Origin of the sequence: uncultured Parabacteroides sp., assembly GCF_905196875.1 — a bacterium.
In the GTDB taxonomy this organism is placed as follows: Bacteria; Bacteroidota; Bacteroidia; order Bacteroidales; family Tannerellaceae; genus Parabacteroides.
Genome location: NZ_CAJJWO010000082.1, coordinates 1 through 22616, shown reverse-complemented (window position 1 = coordinate 22616; position 22616 = coordinate 1). Strand labels below are relative to the sequence as shown.

At 45.1% G+C, this 22616-nt stretch carries 19 protein-coding genes and 1 pseudogene; 4 read left to right on the top strand and 16 right to left on the bottom strand.

The annotated features are described in order from the left end of the window. From QZ076_RS19090 to QZ076_RS19060, 7 genes are all read right to left on the bottom strand, one after another. The coding region (locus QZ076_RS19090) for a FimB/Mfa2 family fimbrial subunit (RefSeq protein WP_293716221.1) at window positions 1–474 on the bottom strand (474 nt) is incomplete at its 3' end. Between the two features lie 100 nt (window positions 475–574). Continuing rightward, window positions 575–1180 carry an HAD family phosphatase gene (locus QZ076_RS19085; RefSeq protein ID WP_293716218.1) on the bottom strand — a complete coding sequence of 202 codons (606 nt, stop codon included), beginning with the start codon at window positions 1178–1180 and terminating at the stop codon, window positions 575–577. A gap of 15 nt (window positions 1181–1195) precedes the next feature. Next, window positions 1196–2524 carry an ABC transporter substrate-binding protein gene (locus QZ076_RS19080; protein ID WP_293716215.1) on the bottom strand — a complete coding sequence of 443 codons (1329 nt, stop codon included), beginning with the start codon at window positions 2522–2524 and terminating at the stop codon, window positions 1196–1198. Between the two features lie 20 nt (window positions 2525–2544). Continuing rightward, window positions 2545–3333 carry an ABC transporter permease gene (locus QZ076_RS19075; RefSeq protein ID WP_293716212.1) on the bottom strand — a complete coding sequence of 263 codons (789 nt, stop codon included), beginning with the start codon at window positions 3331–3333 and terminating at the stop codon, window positions 2545–2547. Then, window positions 3330–4130 carry an ABC transporter permease gene (locus tag QZ076_RS19070; RefSeq protein ID WP_293716209.1) on the bottom strand — a complete coding sequence of 267 codons (801 nt, stop codon included), beginning with the start codon at window positions 4128–4130 and terminating at the stop codon, window positions 3330–3332. The genes QZ076_RS19075 and QZ076_RS19070 overlap by 4 nt, the downstream gene beginning before the upstream one ends. 11 nt (window positions 4131–4141) lie before the next feature. Continuing rightward, complete coding sequence (gene potA, locus QZ076_RS19065; protein WP_293716206.1) at window positions 4142–5512, bottom strand: polyamine ABC transporter ATP-binding protein; 1371 nt, start codon at window positions 5510–5512, stop codon at window positions 4142–4144. A 139-nt stretch (window positions 5513–5651) separates the two neighbouring features. Continuing rightward, window positions 5652–6842, bottom strand: a complete 1191-nt coding sequence (locus QZ076_RS19060) for a uracil-xanthine permease family protein (RefSeq protein WP_293716203.1) — start codon at window positions 6840–6842, stop codon at window positions 5652–5654. A gap of 64 nt (window positions 6843–6906) precedes the next feature. Between QZ076_RS19060 and msrA the strand changes: the two genes are divergently transcribed. Continuing rightward, a complete protein-coding gene (gene msrA / locus QZ076_RS19055) occupies window positions 6907–7413 on the top strand; it encodes a peptide-methionine (S)-S-oxide reductase MsrA (RefSeq protein WP_293716200.1) in 507 nt (168 codons plus the stop codon). Between the two features lie 77 nt (window positions 7414–7490). Here msrA and QZ076_RS19050 read toward each other — a convergent pair whose 3' ends face one another. The 6 genes from QZ076_RS19050 to rbsK all read right to left on the bottom strand — a co-directional run bounded on the left by QZ076_RS19050 (window position 7491) and on the right by rbsK (window position 12685). Continuing rightward, a complete protein-coding gene (locus QZ076_RS19050) occupies window positions 7491–8426 on the bottom strand; it encodes a glycosyltransferase family 2 protein (RefSeq protein ID WP_293716197.1) in 936 nt (311 codons plus the stop codon). Window positions 8427–8430: 4 nt separating this feature from the next. After that, window positions 8431–8808, bottom strand: coding sequence for a GtrA family protein (locus QZ076_RS19045; RefSeq protein ID WP_129734293.1), 378 nt, complete (start codon window positions 8806–8808; stop codon window positions 8431–8433). Next, a complete protein-coding gene (locus tag QZ076_RS19040; RefSeq protein WP_293716191.1) occupies window positions 8783–9538 on the bottom strand; it encodes a hypothetical protein in 756 nt (251 codons plus the stop codon). The genes QZ076_RS19045 and QZ076_RS19040 overlap by 26 nt, the downstream gene beginning before the upstream one ends. A gap of 158 nt (window positions 9539–9696) precedes the next feature. Beyond that, window positions 9697–10698 (bottom strand): GRP family sugar transporter, encoded by a 1002-nt coding sequence (locus QZ076_RS19035; protein WP_293716188.1) that lies wholly within the window; start codon window positions 10696–10698, stop codon window positions 9697–9699. Between the two features lie 9 nt (window positions 10699–10707). After that, the gene (locus QZ076_RS19030; protein WP_293716185.1) at window positions 10708–11724 is read right to left on the bottom strand and encodes a nucleoside hydrolase; all 1017 of its coding nucleotides are present in this window, start codon (window positions 11722–11724) and stop codon (window positions 10708–10710) included. Between the two features lie 34 nt (window positions 11725–11758). Next, window positions 11759–12685 carry a ribokinase gene (rbsK, locus tag QZ076_RS19025; protein ID WP_293716181.1) on the bottom strand — a complete coding sequence of 309 codons (927 nt, stop codon included), beginning with the start codon at window positions 12683–12685 and terminating at the stop codon, window positions 11759–11761. A gap of 298 nt (window positions 12686–12983) precedes the next feature. On the opposite strand from rbsK, the gene QZ076_RS19020 reads away from it, so the two are divergent. Next, the gene (locus QZ076_RS19020) at window positions 12984–13367 is read left to right on the top strand and encodes a hypothetical protein (protein ID WP_293716178.1); all 384 of its coding nucleotides are present in this window, start codon (window positions 12984–12986) and stop codon (window positions 13365–13367) included. Window positions 13368–13427: 60 nt separating this feature from the next. Here QZ076_RS19020 and gluP read toward each other — a convergent pair whose 3' ends face one another. The 3 genes from gluP to QZ076_RS19005 all read right to left on the bottom strand — a co-directional run bounded on the left by gluP (window position 13428) and on the right by QZ076_RS19005 (window position 20031). Further along, the gene (gene gluP, locus QZ076_RS19015; RefSeq protein WP_293716175.1) at window positions 13428–14639 is read right to left on the bottom strand and encodes a glucose/galactose MFS transporter; all 1212 of its coding nucleotides are present in this window, start codon (window positions 14637–14639) and stop codon (window positions 13428–13430) included. An 86-nt stretch (window positions 14640–14725) separates the two neighbouring features. Beyond that, complete coding sequence (locus QZ076_RS19010) at window positions 14726–18934, bottom strand: hybrid sensor histidine kinase/response regulator transcription factor (RefSeq protein ID WP_293716172.1); 4209 nt, start codon at window positions 18932–18934, stop codon at window positions 14726–14728. A gap of 170 nt (window positions 18935–19104) precedes the next feature. After that, entirely contained in the window at window positions 19105–20031 is a 927-nt protein-coding gene (locus QZ076_RS19005) for an Rpn family recombination-promoting nuclease/putative transposase (protein ID WP_293716169.1), read from the bottom strand. 550 nt (window positions 20032–20581) lie between these two features. Here QZ076_RS19005 and QZ076_RS19000 point away from each other — a divergent pair. Both QZ076_RS19000 and QZ076_RS18995 read left to right on the top strand, forming a co-directional pair. Then, window positions 20582–21349 (top strand): DNA-binding domain-containing protein, encoded by a 768-nt coding sequence (locus QZ076_RS19000; RefSeq protein ID WP_365326349.1) that lies wholly within the window; start codon window positions 20582–20584, stop codon window positions 21347–21349. Window positions 21350–21547: 198 nt separating this feature from the next. Beyond that, window positions 21548–22616 (top strand): annotated as a pseudogene (locus QZ076_RS18995) (hypothetical protein); the annotation flags it as partial.

The following is a 22616-nucleotide window of genomic DNA, read 5'->3' as shown; positions in this document are numbered from 1 at the left end:
GACCGGCATATAGGTCGTATCGCTATAATCTTCCTGATACATCGTCAGATATAAATCAGACAAATCGGATCCCAGGCGCAAGCCGGGTTCCTTGATGGCTGAGGCATCGTATACCGAATCGGTCTGACTGTTTTTGGCTAGTGCCCAGTACAGAAAATTGTAATCGCCCAGGGGAAGTCTGACAGGATTGGTTGCTTTGTAAACAGATCCGTCCTTTATAGAGTAGGTAGCGTTGACAGGCCACAGGTCGCCTTTAATCGTATAATTTCCGTAATAAACACTTGCGTCTTCCTGGCAAGGATAGACCATCAATACACCGGTAAATGCAGTTGTCACATCACCTGTTACGACCGTCATATCTGCCAGTTCGGGACTTATCAGATCGTTTCCGCTTACGCACTGGCAGTCGTCGTCTTTCGAGCAGCTGCCCAGAAAGACAGCCAACAAGAGTGTTGAAAATACTAACTTATTCATACTCACCAAATATTTGTTTAGATTCATGCTTATAGAAACAGCCTGAAATCCGTTTGGTTTTCTGAATAGAGTTAATTAACGTACCGGCAGTGGTGTATTCCTACCGGAACAGGTGCGACCAGTCTTCGCGGGGTTGGGGAGCATACGTACGGATACCCAACGATCCGGCTGTACGGCAATTAGGGATGGCATCGTCTATGAAAAGCGTTTCTGACGGATCGAGAGAGGCATCCTGTAATACGTATTCGAAGATATCGGCATTGGGTTTGACCATATTCAGTTCGTATGAAAGATAGATCTTGTTGAAGAAGTCTTTGGCATGATGGCCGTTGTAGGCAAAACTATTTTTCTCGGCCCAGAGCCAATGGATCTCGTTCGTATTGCTGAGTAGCATCGTGTTGTACTTAGAGCGAAGCTCCATCAGCAGGTCCAGCTTATACGCAGGTACATCGTCGAGCATGGCAATCCAGGCGGCGTCGATCTGCTGGTCGGTAAGATGCTGGCTGGTAAGATGGCGAATACCATCCCGGAACTCGGCCGAAGAGATTGTTCCCATCTCTATCTGCATAAAGAGGTCTTTACTGTTCAATATCCTGTCGCGCACGTCAGGCACGCCAAAATTCTCGAATGCTTCTACACAACGGTTACGGGTCAGATTGATAATCACCCCTCCGAAATCTATAATCAGGTTCTTTATTCCTTCCATACTCCAAATTACTAATTACCAGCGACGACGGCGGCGACGGTAACGCTGTTTTTGTTTATAATCACGTATCCTGCGGTAGACAACCCAAACAAACAGGAGTCCGAATACCGCAAAAATCAATAAGACAATACCTGTATTCAGGTTATCGCCTTTCACTCGGCTCCACATCTCAAGTACAAGTTCCGTTTCGTCCCCGAAGTCGCGGATCATGGCACAACGCTCCACCACTTTACGGTCCGGATATTGTACCTGGTTGATCTGAATACTATCGTTGCCGGGACCGAAAAAATAGCTCAGATCGGAGAACTCTTCGATCGTCGTATCTATTTTCGCTTCCAGTATTTCGGGGGTTGCAACGGCACTTACATACCCGTTGGCATCCATATTCCGCAAGGCAATATCGGGGCGACAAAGGAAATCGAGAAAATAGCTTGCCGCTTTCACATTACGTGCATACTTGGGGATCGCCCAACCATCGTACCAAATATTGCTACCTTCCAACGGGACTTCATAGCCCAGCTCCACTCCCACCGCTTCGGCTTCTTCCATAGCCCATACAGCATCACCGCTCCAGGTCAGGTTAAGCCATGCTTTGTTTTTGGTCATCATTTCCTTTCCAAAGTCGGCTTCCCACCCGGCGATATTGGGTTTCATACGTTTCAACCACTCCTCGGCGATAGCGATCGCTTCGGGTGAGTTATCGTTCATCAGTTGCTCTACGGTAATAGTTCCATCAGCCAGTTCCTTGGCATGAGCATAGATGATGGCAGTACCGTAGGCATCGCGGTAACTGTCTTTCATCAGAATTTTGTTCTTATACTTCGGATTCCAGAGGCAATCCCAGGTCATCACCTCATCCTGGGTAACAAACTTCTTGTTATACAGCAAACCGGCCGTACCCCACATATAAGGAACCACATAATCGGTAGTTTCCATACCCGGCTGGCTCAACTTATTCAGTTGTTCCCGGATATAAGGAGATATGTTGTCGAGATAATCCGGCGTTTTACCAAAGTTCCGGTCGATAGGAAGCAACAACTTCTTTTTCAACATACGTTCGATGATGTATTCAGAAGGGCATATAAGGTCGAAATCTTCGTGACCACGCTCTATTTTGGTGAGCATAATCTCGTTGATATCGAATACCTGGTAGATGATCCGGATATCTTCTCCGGTCTGCTCCTTATACCACTCCGGAAATTCAACCAGTACTTCTTCGTCGATATAATCGGCCCAGTTGTATATCTTTAATATCTTACTGCGTTCCTTATCTGTCCGGGCACAAGAAGATAAGACACCCAGAAAAGCAACCAGCACACATACTATTTTAATCAGTCTTTTCATTCTTCTATTCCTCTTTGATGTTACTTACCGGCTTTATCGGCACGCTTGTTAATCACGATCAACAGCACCAGTACGGTGATGAAGATAATGGTGGAAAGCGGGCGCAGTTCCGGCGTAAGACCTCCCTTCCGGGCATCCGCATAAATGAACGTAGACAGCGTTTCGAGTCCTTCGTTACCAATGGTAAAGATCGTAACGGCAAAATCGTCGATCGAAAGCGTGAACGCCAGGATAAATCCGCTGATCATTCCCGGACGGATCTCCGGCAGGATCACCTTACGTAAAGCCTGGAACGGAGTTGCTCCCAGATCGAGGGCTGCCTCATATACATTCTGGTTCATTTTTTTGAGACGGGGCATCACACTCAATACCACATAAGGAGTACAGAACGTGATATGTGCCAGTACCACCGTAGTAAATCCCTGCGATACACCGAAGCTGACGAACAGCAGGAAAAGGGAAACCCCGGTTATGATATCTGCATTCATCATCGGTATGGCATTCGTGAAGTTCATGACCTGACGCGGGCGGCTTCTCAAATTAAAGATACCTATTGCTGCAATGCTTCCCAGTATCGTGGAGATAGACGCAGCCAGCATGGCAATGGCAAATGTATTCCACAAGGCACCGACCAGCGAACGTTGTACACCTCCGGTAAACAAGGAACTATACAACTTTGTTGAAAATCCCGTCCAGTTACCCAATACTTTTGCCTCGGTAAAAGAGAAGATCATAATGATCAGGATCGGGGAATAAAGGAGCAAAAGAAGTAGCCACAGATAGGCCTTAGCCATTATTTTCGTCATCATATCACACCTCCTCCTTCATTAGAAGCATTGTCCTCCTCATTGGTAAACAAGATGGTAACTCCGATCAATAAGAGCATGATGAGAGATAGCGCAGCTCCATAGTTCCACATTCCGTTGTTGATACTTTCCTGTACGGTCGAACCGAACAGTTTGATATTGTTCATTGTCAGCAACTCGGCGATAGCGAAGGTCGATACGGTCGGCATAAACACCATCACGATACCGCTCATCACACCGGGCATAGACAAAGGAAAGATTGTTTTCATAAAAACCTGAAAAGGATTCGCCCCTAAATCCTGGGCAGCTTCAATCAGGCTGCGATCCATCTTCTGCAACGTATTGTAAATCGGATAGATCATAAAAGGCAGGAAGTTATACACCATACCGAAAATCAACGCTCCCTCTCCCAACGGAAGGTTCAGGAAGTCGAACAGGGCGACTGTTGCCAGCGTACGGATCAGGATGTTTACCCACATCGGCAGGATAAACAATACCACCATCGTGCGGGAGGTGTTAAAACGTGCCTGACTAAGTATATAGGCTGCCGGATAACCCAGTATCAGGCAAACCAAGGTGGTAATAATAGCGATCCCAATAGAATAAACGAAGGTATTCAATGCTTCGGGATGCATCATGAATTTACGGAAATTAGCAAAAGTAAAGGCACCTTCGGCATCTGTAAAAGCATACAGGACGATCAGGAGCAACGGCATAACTACGAATACTGCCAGAAATAATGCGTAAGGAATTGTCCAGTTCCTGCGACGCAAAAAGAATACGGATATTTTATTTATCACTTCCCTTCCTTTTAGTTGTGAATAATACGAATGTTCTCAGGGGCAATCCGGATACCGACACGGTCGCCGTCATCCCAGACGTCTGTCGTATCGACAAAAATATCTTCGTCCCAGTCTGTAAACACGGTCAGATGATAATGGTTGCCTTTATAAAGGATAAATTTCACTTCACCGGTCAGTTTACCGTCTTCCTCATTATCTTCCAGTATAACATGACGGAAATCGACTTCAACCTTTACCGGTGTATCGGAATCGATACCGGCAACTTCCTTGCATTCGAAAGTACTGCCTAAAAACTCCACATGGGTCGGATCGACCAGCTTTCCTTCGAAGGTATTGCATACACGTTCTTTCTTCATGACGTGGATATCGAAAGGCTTCACCAGTAGACCTACTTTCTGACCTGCATCGAAGCAGTGGTAATCCTGCACCATGAATTCATAACCTTCGGAAGTCTGCACCATCATTTCATAATGGACGCCTTTAAAGATAGAGGAAGTAACTGTTCCGGTCAGCATGGCTGCATCCGAAGGGTCGAAAATATAAATATCTTCAGGACGGATCACGACGTCGACCGGAGCCTGTTCGTCGACACATTCAAAATCGTGGCCGGCAAAGGATACTTGTTTGTCTTTGATCATCAATCCGTTCAGGATATTACTTTCACCGATGAAGTCGGCCACGAACGAATTGATAGGTTCGTTATAGATATCGATAGGAGTTCCGATCTGCTGGATGCGGCCTTCACTCATAACAACAATGGTATCGCTCAACGTCAAAGCCTCTTCCTGGTCGTGGGTAACGTAGACAAAGGTAATACCGAGAGATTTATGCATTTCCTTCAACTCCATCTGCATGTCCTTACGCATTTTCAGGTCGAGGGCAGCCAGGGGTTCGTCAAGAAGCAATACTTCCGGCTCGTTTACAATGGCGCGGGCAATGGCAACACGTTGCTGCTGGCCTCCGGAAAGGGAGTCTACGTCACGATACTCGTAATCGGTCATGCCTACCATCTTGAGCGCTTGTTTTACCTTCTTTTCAATCATAGCGGCAGGCTGCTTTTTCAGTTTCAAGCCGAAAGCGATGTTATTAAATACATTCAGGTGAGGGAACAGCGCATATTTCTGAAACACGGTATTTACCGGACGTTTATGCGGCGGTGTTTGTGTAATTTCTTTTCCTGCTATTGAGATCTCTCCCTCCGAAGCAGTCTGAAATCCGGCAATCAGACGCAATAAAGTGGTCTTACCACATCCGGAAGGTCCCAATATAGTTACAAACTCGCCCTTGCGGACAAACAAATTCACATCATTCAGTACAGCCTTGTCTCCGAAGAATTTAGACACATGTTCCACGCTGATGATGCAGTCGGACTTTTGCATAGACTTTTCCCTTATCCCTTATAAATTAAACATATAACCGCTTCCTTACATAAAAAGCGGCACAAAGGTATACATTTTAAGGAAGATTCAAAGAGTTTGAAGCGTTAAGAGATGGATATAATATGGAAGTCCACCTACTTTATTTACTCCTGCCGGGTAAGACCAAATTCAGTACTACACCCAATAAAGCCGACAAACCGATCCCGGCCATTGTAAATCCACCAAACTCAAATGCCGCGCCTCCTATCCCGAATGTCAATATTAGGGAAACAAGTATCAGGTTGCGTGTATCGCCCAGATTGATCCGGTTCTGTATCAGGCTGTTTATACCGACAGCCGCAATCGTCCCAAATAAAAGCAACATGATACCACCCAATACAGCTGGTGGGATCGACTTAAGAAATGCACTTACCTTTCCAAATACAGAAAACACAATCCCCGCCACTGCCGCAATACGGATAACGGCCGGATCTGTTATTTTCGTCAGCGAGATAGCACCGGTTACTTCCGAATAGGTAGTTACCGGTGGACCACCGATCAAACCGGCAGCAATACAGGCTAAACCGTCGCCAAGCATTGTTTTATGTAAGCCGGGATCTTTTACAAAATCTTTACCGGCGACTTCGTTGATGGCATATACGTCACCTATATGTTCTATGATCGGAGCGATTGTTACCGGTATCATAAAAATCACTGCTTCCCACGACAACTCCGGCTTTACGAATTGTGGTAAAGCGAACCAAGGGGCAGCGATGATCGGCTCAAAGTCGACCACCTTGAAAAGGCAGGCGGCAATATATCCGACAATTATTCCACAAAAAATAGGTATCAGTTTAATCATCCCCCGCCCCAACAATGATGCAAGGACAGCCGTAAACAAGGCAATCAACGCCAGCGGCCAATGCTCTTTTGCCATATCGACACCGGAACCGGCCAGTGACAAACCGATCAGGATGATAACAGGTCCGATTACAACGGGAGGGAAAAGAGTCTTTATAAACCCGATTCCTCTCCATTTGACCAACAGGCTCATAAGTCCATAAACAGCACCGACAGCCACCAGGCCGGACATGGTTCCCGGCAATCCGTAAAGTTCGGTCGCCTTAATAATCGGAGCAACGAATGCAAAACTACTTCCTAAGAAGATCGGGACTTTCCCTTTAGTTACTAAATGAAAGATCAATGTACCCAGCCCGGCAGTAAAAAGGGCAGTAGAAGGATCCATGCCGACCAGTAGAGGAACCAGAACTGTTGCACCAAAGGCTACAAAGAGGAATTGAACACCCACCACGGTTTTTTGTGCGGGGCTCAGTGATTTCTTGCTATCCATTGCAAAATAAAAGATTATATTTGCACAAATATAAACAGAATAATTTAAACCCAAAGTAAGATTTATGTTAGAGAATAAATTCCATAAAGAAACAGCTTATTTTGCTTCCGGTTGTTTCTGGGGGACACAATATCATCTAGGAAAAGTAAAAGGCGTAGAAAGCACACACGTAGGTTATATGGGCGGGACCCTAAATAATCCTTCCTACCCGGAAGTGAAAACCGGAACTACCGGCCATGTAGAAACGGTTGAAGTAATTTTCGATCCTGCACAGACCAGTTTCGAACAACTACTCCGCCTCTATTTCGAGACACATGATTTCACGCAGGTCGGTGGCCAGGGACCGGACATAGGAAGCCAGTATCGTTCTGTTATCTTCTATTGCAACGATGAACAAAAAGAGATGGCTGATAAATATATCGGGAAATTATCCGGTATGGGTTACAAGGTTGCGACAGCTCTGGAACCTGCCGAGAAGTTCTGGATCGGGGAAGATTATCATCAGCACTATTACGACAAGAAAGGTGAAACCCCTTATTGTCATATTTACCGGAAAGTTTTTATGGACTGATTTCAACCCTTCCGGGAGAAAATAAAATTTCCTTCGGATGAAAATATAATTACATCCGAAGGAAATCTAAAAAGCATCTATCTGAAGTTTTTCTTTTCGTCAATAATATACTCGGGACGCGCCTTGATCTCGTCGAACAAGATACCGACATATTGTCCCAATACGCCTACCGTCAGCAACTGTACGCCTCCAAAGAAAATAACTGAAGTCATAATGGAAGTCCATCCGCTTTCGGCATTACTAAAACCATATATTTTGCCTAATGTGAACCATGCCGCCAGGACAATTCCAACTACCACCGCTATAAATCCCAGGCTGGTTGCCAGCCGAAGCGGCTTTTTAGAGAAATAGAGCATGGCAGTCGATGCAAACTTCCACATCTTGCTGAAAGGATATTTGGTTTCACCGGCTATACGCGCTTCCCGTTCGTAATAAAACGGAACTTGCTTATAACCCAGCCAGCTGATCAATCCGCGGATATATTTACCTCTTTCCTGAAAACGGTCGAACTGGTCCATGATCTTTCGGTCGATCATACGGAAGTCGCCTGTATCCAATGGAAAACTAACATCACTCATGTAATTCAGCAAACGGTAGAAAGCCTTTGAGGTAACTTTCTTGAAAAAGCTTTCGCCTTCGCGTGACTTACGGACACAATAGACTACATTCGCATGCTCCTTTTCTTGCAACTCTAATATCCCGGCAATCAACTCGGGAGGGTCCTGCATATCGGCATCCAAAATGACTGCAAGATCTGCATCACAATGGTTTATACCTGCCGTCACCGCTGGCTGGTGACCGAAATTACGGGAGAAATGGATCACTTTTACCTGAGGATCGGAAGCTGCTATCTCATCCAGCAACTCACGGGTTCTATCCCGGCTTCCATCATTTATATATATAATCTCAGTTGCAATAGGGAGCGACTGTAAAGCGTCTCTTGTACGACGATATGATTCGCCGATAACCAACTCCTCATTGTAGCAGGGGACTATGACTGCGAGCTTCTTCATTCATTTATGATTTAAATGTATAGAACTTATTCATTACAAAGTTAATAACCGTATAAAATGCCATAGCCAGCAATTGGTTATAATAAGGATCAATCGATAGGTTTGCATTCAAATACATCAATAGCCCCAGCTGCATCAGGTAACAAACGCCAAACACAACACCAAACCGGACAGCACTACTTATCCAGCCTGCATCACTATGGAATGTCCACTGCTTATTCCAAATAAAACTGTTTAATACCCCTGCCGCATAACCGACTATATTAGAAATAATGTCCGAACAACCAAGCATCTTCATCATGATCCAGATGACAACAGCTGTTATAACAGTATTCCCAACTCCTACTATACCATACTTAATGGCTTGTTTTACTGTTTCCATTCTTATTTATAATATCAGTAATTTCCTGCTGCGTCAGTTCTTTTACGTTCGTAATCGTAAATATATCCGAAAGGAAATCACCGTACTGATTACATTCATTGATGACCCTGTCGAGAGTTAACTTGATGTCTGCACGTACCGGTATTAAAAACACCAGTTCAACATATTGTTCATGGATTGTCAGACGTTCGATCTCACAATCTTCTTTAGGTAAGAAATAAGCGAACTCACGTTCTATCACTTTACGCTGATACTCAAGGAAAGGAGTCCTGTCCTTCGAAAGCATCAAAACATAGAAACGCAACTTCTCGCCTTTTCCACCTAAACCGGTCGAAATATATATCTGTTTCTCGTCCGACAGTTCCGACTCCAGCGAAATGCGACTTTCCATTAAAGCCATATAAGCCCAGTTACTCACATCTTCATCCGGATGCTGCACATAATCTTCCAGCATTCGGTACGCTTTTACCTGACGGGAAGTCGCCAACATGGATAATACATATCTCTTATGATCGGTTGTCGCCTCCGGATCAGACAGACTTTCACGGAAGGCTATATAATCCATATCATCCAAATCTTGCTTCAATTTACCTTTCCGAACCTGTTCGGAATATTTGAAATACTCCATCTGAAGTTCGACCGGTACACGCTGTTCTAATATATGGAAACGTCCGTTCATCTTACTAAAAGAATCCCGAAATTTCTTAAATACATCACCTTCTTCTTTCATAGACCTGTTTTTTTAGTTATATACTATACCCAATAAACAAGAAACTAAGACAAATGTACGGCTTTTTCCTGAAATTTTCTGTATTCCCTAATAAAAAGGGGATAAAGAGTCTGTAAAAACACCCTTTATCCCCTCTGTATTCACAGGTAGAATAGAAATCAAGCTCCCGCGTAAATAAGGAATCCCAAACCAATAACAAATAAAATGAACATGCCCAAATTCAGATAATCCGAATATTTGGGAGCCCCCTTAAACTCGTGCCAGATCAGAATTCCCCATAAAGCAGAAACCAATGTTGCCCCTTGCCCCAAGCCATAGGATATAGCAGCTCCGGCCTTTTCGGATGCAATCAGGCTGAATGATTGCCCGATGCACCAAATAACACCACCTAAAATACCTACCAGGTGAGTCTTCATATTTCCTTTGAAATAACCGGAAATGGAAACGGGCTCCCCTTCGACAGGTTTCTTCATTGCAATTGTATTGAACAGAAAATTACTGGCAAAAACACCTAAGGCAAAGATAAAGACGGCCGTATAAGGTGTTAATTTTCCTGCTGCCGGATTGGCGAAATTATCCAGGTCCATTGAAGCGGCAACAAAACGATAAAAGAATGCCATAATCACCCCGGCGGCAACAGAGATAAACAAGCCTTTCCCCGACACTTTCTTCGAACCCACCAGTGCCTTTTTATAGGCAAGCCCATTCAGTATAATAGCTACCGTTATCAAAGCGACTCCGGCAAAGATGTACATAGGTTCCCCTTTAGCCGCTCCAAAATAATTGATCAGGACTCCCAGAACCAATGCCAAACCGACCCCGACAGGAAACGCGACCGACATACCGCAGATGGCAATAGCGGCAGACAGTAAAATATTTGACGCGTTAAAGATGATACCACCTAGAAACGCACCGCCGATATTGATAGCATCCGCTTGTACCAAATCCGGTAAGAAACTTCGTCCTTCCGCTCCGAAACTGCCTAAAGTAAAAGCAGAAAGGATAGAAAACAAAAGAACGCCCAATACATAATCCCAATAAAAGAACTCATATCTCCATGTCCGGGAGGCAAGTTTCTGCGTATTACCCCATGAACCCCAGCAAAGCATAGTGATCACACAGAAGACAATCGCTAATGAATAACTGTTAACTATAAACATAATACAATTTTATTTAGAGAAAGGTTGATGCATCATATAATTTTCAATTATCCCAGCCATCTGTGCAGGAGGCAGTTTTTCGATCAGGCGAAGATGTTTACCTGCGACATCCGGTATCCAGGAGTTAGTACCTTCATTATCGATGATACTGAAAGTGCCCCTTTCCACATCATAATAAGGTTCGTAACCCTTCACCGCCACTAACACAGCCGTATGATCCCAACTCTGTCGTCCATCCGGATCTCCTTCTGCAAAACATTGAGCATAAGTATCCTTCACCGGACTATTATTAATATCGGAAGCCGCCAACTTCTTCCCGGTTAATATAACATCTCCGATCTCAAAACCGCTAAAAATAATTTCCGTAGGCCACTGTTCAGCTACAACTTTAGAGGCCGGTGTATCACAATACACGTTAAACTCACGTCCCTGAGGGAAAAAGCCAGCCATCGACACCAGGCGTTTTACCTTTTTCTCCACCAGTTCTTTTCCCGATAACGGACTATACTCGTCACCGGCAGAGAGTAACAGATCTTTCAGGTTGGTAAAGAAACCAACCGTACAAATCACCACACTATTATCCGGTTGCGAACTCAGTATCTTCCGGTATACCTGAACAGCATCCGGAGCGTCTGATGTTTTCTTTATCTTATGAGGATACTTGGCTGGCAAAACCTCCGTCCATTTTATTTTATGGCCGGAAGTCATAGTTACACCGCCTTCGCTTTTAGGACTTCCAAGCGGAATATCAGGACGGTTGAAATAGGTATTCAGCACATCTATACAAGGTACGACCTGTTCATCATGGTTAGATGACAAGGTTGCGAGTATGTTCACGTAACCACTGTCGGCCAGTGCATACATAACAGCCATTGCTCCCACATCGTCATAATCGGGGCCGAGGTCCGTATCAAAAATAAGACTTACCGGTTGTTTTTCTACCGCCTGCAAATCTTTTTTCGACTTATTGCCGTTACATGAAATAAGAGCGGCAAGCATACAAACTACTAAAAATGATTTCTTCATGGTATTACTATTTATTAATGAACTATCGATAATATTAAAATATATCCACCTCATTCCGGTAAGGGACAGAAGACTGTGCCCCGACACGGGTTACCGAAATTGCTGAAGCTTTACAAGCAAAACGGACAGCTTCCATCTGGTTTCGTCCCTCCGACAAAGCAACGGTCAAAGCTCCGTTAAAAACATCACCCGCTGCGGTTGTGTCTACTGCTTCTACATTCAAGGCGGGCACAAGTTCAACTCCTTCGTCACAATACACTAAAGCACCCTTTGAACCCAGGGTAATTATAACATTCCGGACCCCCATCCCCGAAAGTACACGGGCTACCTCAATGGCCGATTCCTGATCGGTTATCCTGACTCCGGAAATCATTTCTGCTTCTGTTTCGTTCGGGGTTATCATATATAGATGCTTCAACAATGAGGGAGATAACGGGTGTGCAGGTGCCGGATTCAGGATTACCTTTTTATTCTTTCGATAAGCGATTTCCGCCACATATTCTACGGTTTCCATCGGAATCTCCAGTTGCATCAGGACGATATCGGCCTGGTCGATCGCCTCTTCTGCTTTTGCCAGATCGGAAGGTAATAAATTGGCATTCGCACCGGAAGCCACCACGATACAGTTCTCCGCATGCTGGTCTACTGTTATCAATGCTACGCCGGAAGGATGTTCCGAATCAGAAAAGATATAGGAAGTATTAATGCCTTCCTCTTCAAAAAGCATCTGTGACTGATGCCCGAAAATATCACTACCCGTCTTACAAATGAAAGTAACGGAAGCTCCCAGGCGGGCAATGGAAACGGCCTGGTTTGCACCCTTTCCTCCGGGATTCATAAAGAAAGTTCCACCCAGAATGGTTTCTCCCGGACGAGGAAGATGTCCGGCCTTAATAACCATATCCGTATTACTACTACCCACCACAAGGATATTATGACGGTCTAACTGTTCTGTGTTCATATCTATAAAATTTAAAGTCTGCAATGAAGCGATACAAATATAACTTTATAATCTCTATTGTACTATGAATAATTTCTTCTTACAGATAAACCCAAATCGATTATCCGTATCCGGAAATAGCACATAAACAACTATAGAGCAATACTATACAACTAGAAACATCATTCACAAACGATATGTTTATAATTATAGTAACTATAATAGAAAAAGAAGTTTCCTCCCATACATTCTGAAAACTTTGTTTAATTTCGTTGTACGATATAACTCTGGATTTTACAAAGAACAATCCGATACAGATATGAAATACACAAATCCGGATCACCTGATCCTACTTATCCAATCGCTCACGAAAGCGGAAAAACGATATTTCCGCCTATATGCCAATTTGCAAAGCGGTGAAAAGAACTACCTTCTCCTGTTCGACCTGATCAATAAAGGTACTCCCACGGAAGAAAGCTATCAAACAGAGGAACTACTATTCCGTTTTGTCATGGCTTATCCGTTGCCTGCCTATCAAAAGTCACAAAGCAAATTATGGATACAGTTCCAGAAAGAAATCACAAAGATCAGGCAGGATAAATACGAAAAACAATTACTCAAATCATTCGATATACTTTCCTGGATAGAAAGCAGGCTGACCGACAAACCGTTTGCGGAAGTATTAGCTGAAAACAACATATAAAGAAAAAAGCCGTACACGGGATCATCCGTCTACGGCTTTTTTCTTTATATCTTATTCAGCTTAGATACGGATCTTGTGTCCGCTCAATGCATAATAGAAAATCATCAGGTAAGCCGGGAAGCAAATCCAATAAGCCTGCTGCATATTTCCGGATACGTCGGCTAACCAACCGAACAGCAAGGGGAATACAGCTCCACCCACGATAGCCATTACCAACAACGAAGAACCTGTCTTGGTAAACTTACCCAGGTCTTTCATTGCCATCGGCCACAGAGCCGGCCACATCAGCGAGTTGGCCAAACCTAATACGGCTACGAACCAAATTGAGATATTCATCGGAGTCAGGACAATCAGCAAAGAGCTGACCAGACCGATAATCGCACAGATAAACATCGCCCGTTCCTGTGAAATATATTTAGGGATAAAGAATACGCCGACCAGATAACCGATCACCATACCGATCACCGTGTAAGAGGTATACACCTGCGGATCGGGCAGATTCAAAGAGGTCGCGTAGTCTACGATACTAGCCATCGCCAACGTTTCGACACCCACGTAGAACAGTAGTGATACCAGGCCAAGAAGCAAGTGTGGGAACTGCCAGATGCTTGTCTTATTAGCAGCATACGAGGAAGCTGCCGTCTCATCGTTTTCGTCTTCTCCTTCGGCTTTTACTTCAGGCAGCGGAACGAAGGCGACCAGAATGCCCAGCAACACGAAGATACCGGAAATGAAGTAGAACGGAAGCTTGATATCTTCCAGTTTTACATCGCCCAGGTTCAGGAAGATACCCAGGAAGATCGGAGCGATCGCCCAGGCTGCCTTATTGGCAATACCCATCATACTCATACGGGTAGCTGCACTTTCCATCGGGCCTAAGATCGTGATGTACGGATTTACAGCTGCCTGCAACATGGTATTACCGATACCACTGATGAAAGAAGCCAGCAAGAACATAGCAAAGCTCTGATTCTCCGCAGAAGGAATAAACAAATACAATCCCACAGCAAAGAACAAGAAAGAAAGAATCATCGTCTTTTTATATCCGATCGCTTTTATCACCAGTCCGCTGGGATATCCGAATATAATAAAGGTCGAGAAGGTTGCAGCCAATACCAGATAAGACTCAGCTGTTGTCAGATCCAGGGCTGTACGCAGGAACGGAATGATCAATCCGTTAATACCGAGGGCAAATCCGATCATAAAGAACAAGATGCCGATCACCACCAGGGGAAATAGATACCCCTTTGAAGAAGAGTTTGTGTTTTGCATGTTATTTTAATTAACGTTCATAATATTTTAGAAGACAAATGTAAGGATATTTTCGACATAACCATACAAAAGCCGCTTGAAAGCAATCAATTGCTTAAGAATTCACTCGGGCTCATTCCATACTGGTTAGTAAAGCAACGGGTGAAATATTTCGGGTCGTTGAAGCCGACTTCGTAAGCTATTTCCGATACGGAAACCTGTCCGCCGGCCTTTGCATCCATCAGTTCTTTCGCTTTCGTGAGACGGTAAGAACGGATCACTTTCACGGCCGACTGCCCCACCAACGATTGCAGTTTCTTATGAAGCAGGCTTTTGCTCATGTGCATCTTCTCGATCAACTCTGCCACATCGAAAGTGGCGTCCTGATAGTTCTCCTGTATCACCTCCATCAGCTTGTCGAGGAATTTCCGATCCTGCGACTCTTCCTGTATATCGAGCGCCTTTACATCCAGGCTGCTTCCGAAGGCTTTGTGCAGGCGGTTCTTGCTTTCGAGCATGTTATTGATACGGGCTACCAGCAGCTCTGCATCGAAAGGCTTGGCGATGTAGCCGTCGGCCCCGACTTTATATCCTTCGATGCGAACATCCGTCGATGTCTTGGCTGTAAGCAGCAGGACAGGGATGTGGGAGGTCGAGAAATTATTCTTTACCTTCTTACAAAACTCCAGGCCGTCCATAACAGGCATCATAATATCGGAGATTATGAAGTCGGGCAAATACTTCAATGTCTTTTTCAAGGCGAAGTCGCCGTTGGAGGCCTCTATGACCGTAAATTTGTCTTCCAATATCGATTTGATAAAGGCCCGCATGTCGGGATTGTCCTCTGCCACGAGTAACAGCGGTTTGTTCTGATCCACAGGTTCGCGCTCTTCCTCATAATCTTCGGCGGCAGCATCAGCAGTACGGTCGTAAACCTCCGGGGAAACGTAATATTCACTGTTTGTCTCCACATCCATATCGGCGGCAGTCAACGGTAAAACAAGACGGAAGGTAGTGCCGCTCAAAGGATTATTTTTTACCGTGATCGAACCACCCAGCAACTCCACGATCTGTTTGCAGAGGAACAGGCCGATCCCCGTACCACTCTGCCCGTAGACCGGATAGGTGGTCTGATTGTCCGCCTGGTAGAAACGTTCGAAGATCAACGCCTTTACATCATCAGGAATGCCGATTCCGGTATCCCCTACCGAGATATAAAGATATTTACATACCGTTTGCCGTTTATCGGCTGCTTTTCTATCGAGTAAAGCAGCCGATAAACGGATACCTCCGTTGTCAGGAGTAAATTTGACAGCATTCGACAAGAGGTTAATCAATACCTTCCGGATCAGGTCCGGATCGAAGTAGAAACAAGGCTGCATGATCCGGTAGCCCTCATCGATCCGTATGCCGCGCGATTGCGACAGGGCTTTAAACGGCAGGACGATCGACTCGATAAACTCAGTAAAGTTACCCGGTGTCTTGTTCACCTTCATGCTTCCGGCATCCGCCTTACGGAAATCCATCAGTTGGTTGACAAGCGAAAGCAGATATTTGGAATTCTTGCGTACCAACGTCAGCTGATCGATCACTTTCGGGTTCCGGCTGAGCGTCAGCGCCTGTTCGATCGGCCCCAGGATAAGCGTCAGCGGGGTACGAAACTCGTGGGTGATATTAGTGAAGAAATTGATCTTATCCTGCGTAGCCCGTTGAAGCTGGCGGTCGGATTCCTCCAACTCCCTCTTCTGGGTCAATATCTCATCCTTCTGCATTTCGATCTTATGCGTCCGTTCTTCCACCTTCTTTTCCAATAGCTCTTTCTGTCGGCGCAGGTTGGTGATACGCATCTCATTGAAATAATAAAACAGCAGGATAACGATTACCAGCACGGCGGCCAGGAACCATTTCTCTTTATAGAAAGGAGGCGTCACCCGGATATCCAGCTCCGTGACGTGGTCGGACCATTCCCCGGCGGGGTTCGTACATTTCACTCTGAAAGTATAATCCCCGGCAGGCAGGTTCGTGTAACTGGCAAAACGACGGTTCGACTCCACCTCCACCCAATCGGCATCAAACCCTTCCAGCCGGTAAGCGTAACGTATCTTTTCGGGAGACACATAATATAAGCTAGCAAACTCGATCGAGATAGATTTATCCTGCTCTCTCAGGTTCCACTTACCGGAGAGTATACGGGGATTGACAGGTTCATTATACAAACGGCCGCCAATGATCGTCACCTTCAGCTCGGCCGTATCCGATTTACGGATCACCGGGTCGAATATCACAGTCCCTTCCACATTTCCGAACAGCAACTTACCGTCGGAGGTACGCTCGGAAGCTACCCAATAAAACTGGTTACTGGGCAGACCGTCGGTCGTATAATAGGCCGTAGCCCGTTCCGTCTGCGGGCAGAAACTGGTTACGCCCCGGTTGGTGCTTAACCATAAATTACCGGAACCGTCCTCCTCTATCGCATAAATAACATTATCCGAGAGCCCCGATTCAGTCCCGTAGTTTTTAAACATATACTGATTATTCTCCCGTCCGGTCAGCCGAAAAAGGCCATTGCCATAGGTTCCGAGCCAGACCGTCTTGTCGGTAGACTCGAAGATACAGTTGATCTTCTCACGGCGCGACGACTGCCTCTCCGGTGACAACACCCGGCAACGTTCGGATACGATCCTGCCTAACATTACATCCGAGCGGTTCAGGTCGATACAATGAAGCCCCAGTTCCGTTCCTACCCACAAGCGGCGCGAACTATCCAGATAGATACCCGACACAGACGTTATCTGCCGGTTTAGTCCGTCCGGTTCCGAAGTATTCAGCACATGCTTTACCGATCCGGTGGCTTCGTCATAGAAGTCGAGCCCTTTCGATCCGGCAACCCACATACCGTTCCGAACAGGATCATAGACCATCCAGGAAATAAAGTCGCTGATGAACGCCCCCTCTTTGACAAAGGAGGTATTATGTTCAAACACCCCTTCCCTGTCCAGCTTCATCCGGTTGATACCGCCTCCCCAGGTTGCCACCCAGAGATAACCGTCACCCTCGGCTATAAAACAAACCGCATCATGTGATAAAGTAGACGGATTGCCCGGTTGGTGGATGAAATGGTTGAAAGTCTTTTTATCGGCATTCCGCTTGTTCAGTCCGCCTTCAACCGTTCCGATCCATAAAGTGCCCCGACTATCTTCATAAATGGCATTCACCGGATTGGCGGAAAGCGAGGCAGGTTGTTTACTGTCATGACGGTACAGATCAAACATTACCTCCTTGCGGATCATCTTGTTCACTCCCCCTTTTTCCGTCCCGATCCAGAGTATCCCCGTCGGTTCCACATAAAGGGAGTTGACAAAATGATTGTTCAGATGATCCGGGCTACCCGGGTCGCTGGCTATCTGCAGGAAGTTATCCGCCTGTTTATTATAGATGGAAAGGCCTTTATAGGTTGCTACGAACAGGTTACCCTCTTCGTCGAGTGCCATATCTTTTATATAATTCTGTATCAGCGAATGATTGTCTTTCGGGTCGTTCGTGTACAGCCGGCTTTCACCTGACCGGCGGTTATAACACATCAGCCCTGTCCCTCCCCCGATCCAGAGCTTGTCTCCATCCGGACAGAAGGATAACACTTCGCCGAACGGTTGCATTACCTGAGTCAGACTGAAAGTGTTGCCGGACAGATTTTTGACAGTACCGACCTGTCCGTTGGCATATCCGACCCAGACCGTCCCTTCCTCATCCATACAAAGGGCATTCACATTCGCCTCTACACCCTCCTGTATCAGTTCGATTTCGGCCAGATCGTTCCGCTCGTTCAACGAGGCGATAGCCAATCCTTTATTAAATCCGATCCAGATACGTCCCTGGCGGTCTTTCAGGAAAGCATTGATGACAGAGGAAAAGACGGGGTGTGAAACCTGACGGGAATGATTGAAATTACATACTTCCCCGGAAGCCAGATCGATGACGTTAACACCTTCTTCCGTACCTACCCAAAGGTGCTGACGGTCGTCCTCCACCAGGGTACGCACAAAAAGGCTGTTCAGTGCATTCCTGCCTGACTGCGCATCGTAACGGATAAAATCATACCCATCGAAGCGATTCAGTCCGTTCCAGGTAGCGAACCACATGAAACCACGACTATCCTTATAGATATAATCGACGGTATTCTGAGCCAGCCCGTCATCGGCCGTTATATAAGTAAAATTGTATGATTCGGGATTTAACTCCGCATGTCCTCTTATGGACAGGAAAGAGAAAAGAAACAATAGTAAATAGGTGTTTTTCTGTATATTAATGTGGCTCATTACTGTCATGGCTATTTTAAATGACAAAGATACACTATACAAAAGATATTACAAGAGATTGGGGAAAGGAAAAAGATAGTTTTAGAACATATCAGGGAATGTATCAAAACCCCTCAATATCTCGAGTGTAGATATTGAGGGGTTAAAGAAAAATAGTTTTATAGGATATATTACAGCTTTTCTATTTCTTCGGGAGTCAAGCCCGTTGCCTGCGAAATAAGCGGAATAGCCAGACCAAGCTGTTTCATATTTGCTGCAATCTCTTTTTGTTTACGGAGTTCACCTTCCTGACGGCCTTCCTGAATACCTTCCATCCGACCCTCCTGAATGCCTTCCATCCGACCCTCCATTCGGCCCTCCATCCGACCTTCCAAAGCTGCCGTACTGAGCACATCATTTTGTATCATGATCGCATTGATATGTTCGTCGTACGCATAACGCTCTTCGGGAGTCATGTCGTAATAGCGAAGTTTCTCACGCGCCTCGCCTAGTCCGGGAGCAGTAGTATCGGGACGAATACTTCCGGTCTTCAGGTATTCTATCCACTCCTCAAGCGGAGTTACCGCTACCTGGTTGAACTCATTCACACGAATCAGATAGTATTCAGGGAAGACTTCCGACGGAAGTTTGCGTATGATGGCATCTTTCTCTTTGGCGGTTACCTCCAGCCGGTCGCCCGTATGCACGCCTGTGAAGATGTTCTGACCATGATACAGATAGTCGTTTCCCTTACCGATATCGAAATAAAGAATACTTATCGAGTAAATCTTTTTTACTTCATGATAGCTATCGCCCAGCGATATATGCTCGGTGATAGCCTTGGCTACACCATAGAGGATACGTTCCAGATAATAAATCTCACGCGTATTCTGTATCTCTACGATGATGATCTCCCCCTTGCTGTTTTTAGCCTTGATATCTACCCGGTTGAATTTGTCGTCGACAGTCAGTTGATTGCTTTCGCTTTCCAGCAATTCAATGATTTCTACTTTTTCATCCAACAGCACGGTCAACAAACCTTCCAGCACACCGAAATTGGCTTTCTGACGCAATAGCCGTTTGATGGCCCAGTCGAAGCGGATGTAATTATCTTTCATAAGGCAATAGGATTTATACATTTATATTCACATGCAAATATAATCAATCCAAGGCGATTTTATCAGTCCCCGCCTTACTATTTTTTGAAGCAAATCACAATTAGGGATATCTTGGATGAAAATAGACGAAGTTCGTTTAGAACTCTGTTACTAATGAGTGCAAAGGTAACAAAACATATTAAATAGCACTTACTGATAACAAATATTTCATAGCATAGCGATATTTTACCTTGATCAAACGACTCCTATTAAATGCTTTTTATCCCCCTCTGGTGCCATACGAGAATAGATATCACATCCAATCAAACAGCAATTTTTAGGATTTAGACGACATTTCAACCACATTGAATGAATACAAACCTTATATATCATATAGTTTTCCATAGTTCTAAACGAACTAATCTATTTTCCAAAGATATGATAGACAGTATATCAACAAAGCATTTTGTATGCATTAGAGAGGGAAAATCCACCGATTTTCACCCTCTGTTTCTACCCAAACATCAGGGTTTACCCGAACTTATCAACGAACACAACATTTAATAATAATATCATGGCAGAAAAAACAATTCTCACTGTCGACCTGTACGATAACGTACTGACAGAAAAAGCAAACGATTTCTCCGGGAAAGTTGCAATCACCGGTACTATCCATAATTCGGATATTGCCGACCGTATTGTCAAGGCTCGTACCGAGTACCGCCCGGAGACAATTTTGAACATCCTCGGCATGGCCGACGATATTAAAGTGGAAGCCATCGCACAAGGAAAAAGCGTGGTGGACGGTGTAGGCCAATGGTTACTCAATTTCAGCGGACCGTTGGAAGGGGAAACTCCCATCTTCAATGCGGAAATACATAAATTCGGTGTCACTTATACGCCCGGCAAGGCTTTGCTTAGTGGTTTAAAATTATTGGTCCCCAATTTCCGCAAGGCCAAGACAGGCCCGGTTATCAACGGCTTCACCGACTCGACTACCAAGTCTGTCAGCCAGGTATTGACCCCGAATGCTCCGGGTATTATCGCCGGATCAGGACTGTTGCTGAAGGGCGACGATCCGTCGGTAGGCGTTTACTTCACTCCCGACGGAGCCGACAAGACTCCTGTCAAAGTCAGCCTGATCGTATCGAACACGACCTCGCAGATCATTATTCAGATACCGGCTTTAGCCGATGGACAGTATCTGCTGAGTATTACCACGCAGGCAGGTGCCAGCTACACCCTCGTTAAAGAACCGCGTACGTATCAATTCCCTATATTGTTGAGTGTAGGTAGTCAGCCGGGTGGCGGCGAAGATGACCGTCCGGTTATCGAGTAAGCTACTGTCGAGAGGGATATCGAAGCTGTTGTCGACATATCCCTCGACACCATTGTCGACACCTACCTCGATACCGTTGTCGACATCTGTATCGACAGAGGCTTCGACATCGGAGTCGATAACGTTGTCGACATACCCCCAACTAATAAATATTAAAAGAATGAACACAAAGAAATATATAATAAAAACAGTATCAGTATGAGAAACAAGTTACTATTAGTTATCCGCCTCCTCTGTCTGGCGGCTTTTTTATGGATGATGCCCAACGGGATACGGGCACAACAGATCATTACCAGTAGTACATGGGATGGCAGTACAGCTACACAACCGGCAGGTTGGACGCCGGGCAACACAAAATTAGACATCGCTTCAGCCGCCGAACTGGCGTGGGTAGCAAAAACTGTTAACGATGGCACTGTCACCGGCAGTTCCGGTGAAACCGGTTTTGAAGGTTGCAAAATCACTTTAACAGTGGATATCGATTTGGATAACCACAACTGGACACCGATAGGAAATTGGGACGAGTCTTCCCCTAAATATTTTAAAGGTAGTTTCGATGGCGGTTACTCTGTTATTAAAAATTTAGTAGTTGAATATAATCCGGATCAACCATTATATGCCGGACTGTTCGGATTAGTCGGTAACGAGTCGAATAAAACACAATCTATTTCCAACTTAGCCCTGTTTCTAGGCGAGAAGGGAATAAAAGGGTTTCGTTATGCCGGTGGAATTGCGGCTTGTATAAACAGTGTGAGTAACTGTACTGTCGAGATTAAAGATTGCTATGTAGAAGGTAACGGGATAACAGCCTACGAACCGGCAGGAAGCACAGGAACTCCGACCGGAGCATCTGTTGGTGGTATATTGGGTTACGGTTGTAAGAATGAAAATTGTAAAATATCAATTAGTATCGTCTTCGCAGTTATGGATTTTTTAACTGCAGAGACAGAATGTGACAACAATGATGTTTCTGTCGGAGGGATAGCCGGAGAAATAAATGATGCGGGAAGTATTAATTTGTGTTACTCTTTCTGTCCCCGTTTTACAACAATCCAGACTCAGGAAAATACCAAAGCACATCTGGGATGTACGGCAGGTAATGCAACTCCTGACAACGGTCTTTCTGGCAATCTTGCCTTACCTTTTGCCATAAAGACTGAATTAAACCGATATAATAATACCAAAAAGATAAGCATGCCGGATAACTACATCGAGGGTATCGACGGTAAAATAATGACTCCTGAATTACTGGTAGACGATTTTGATA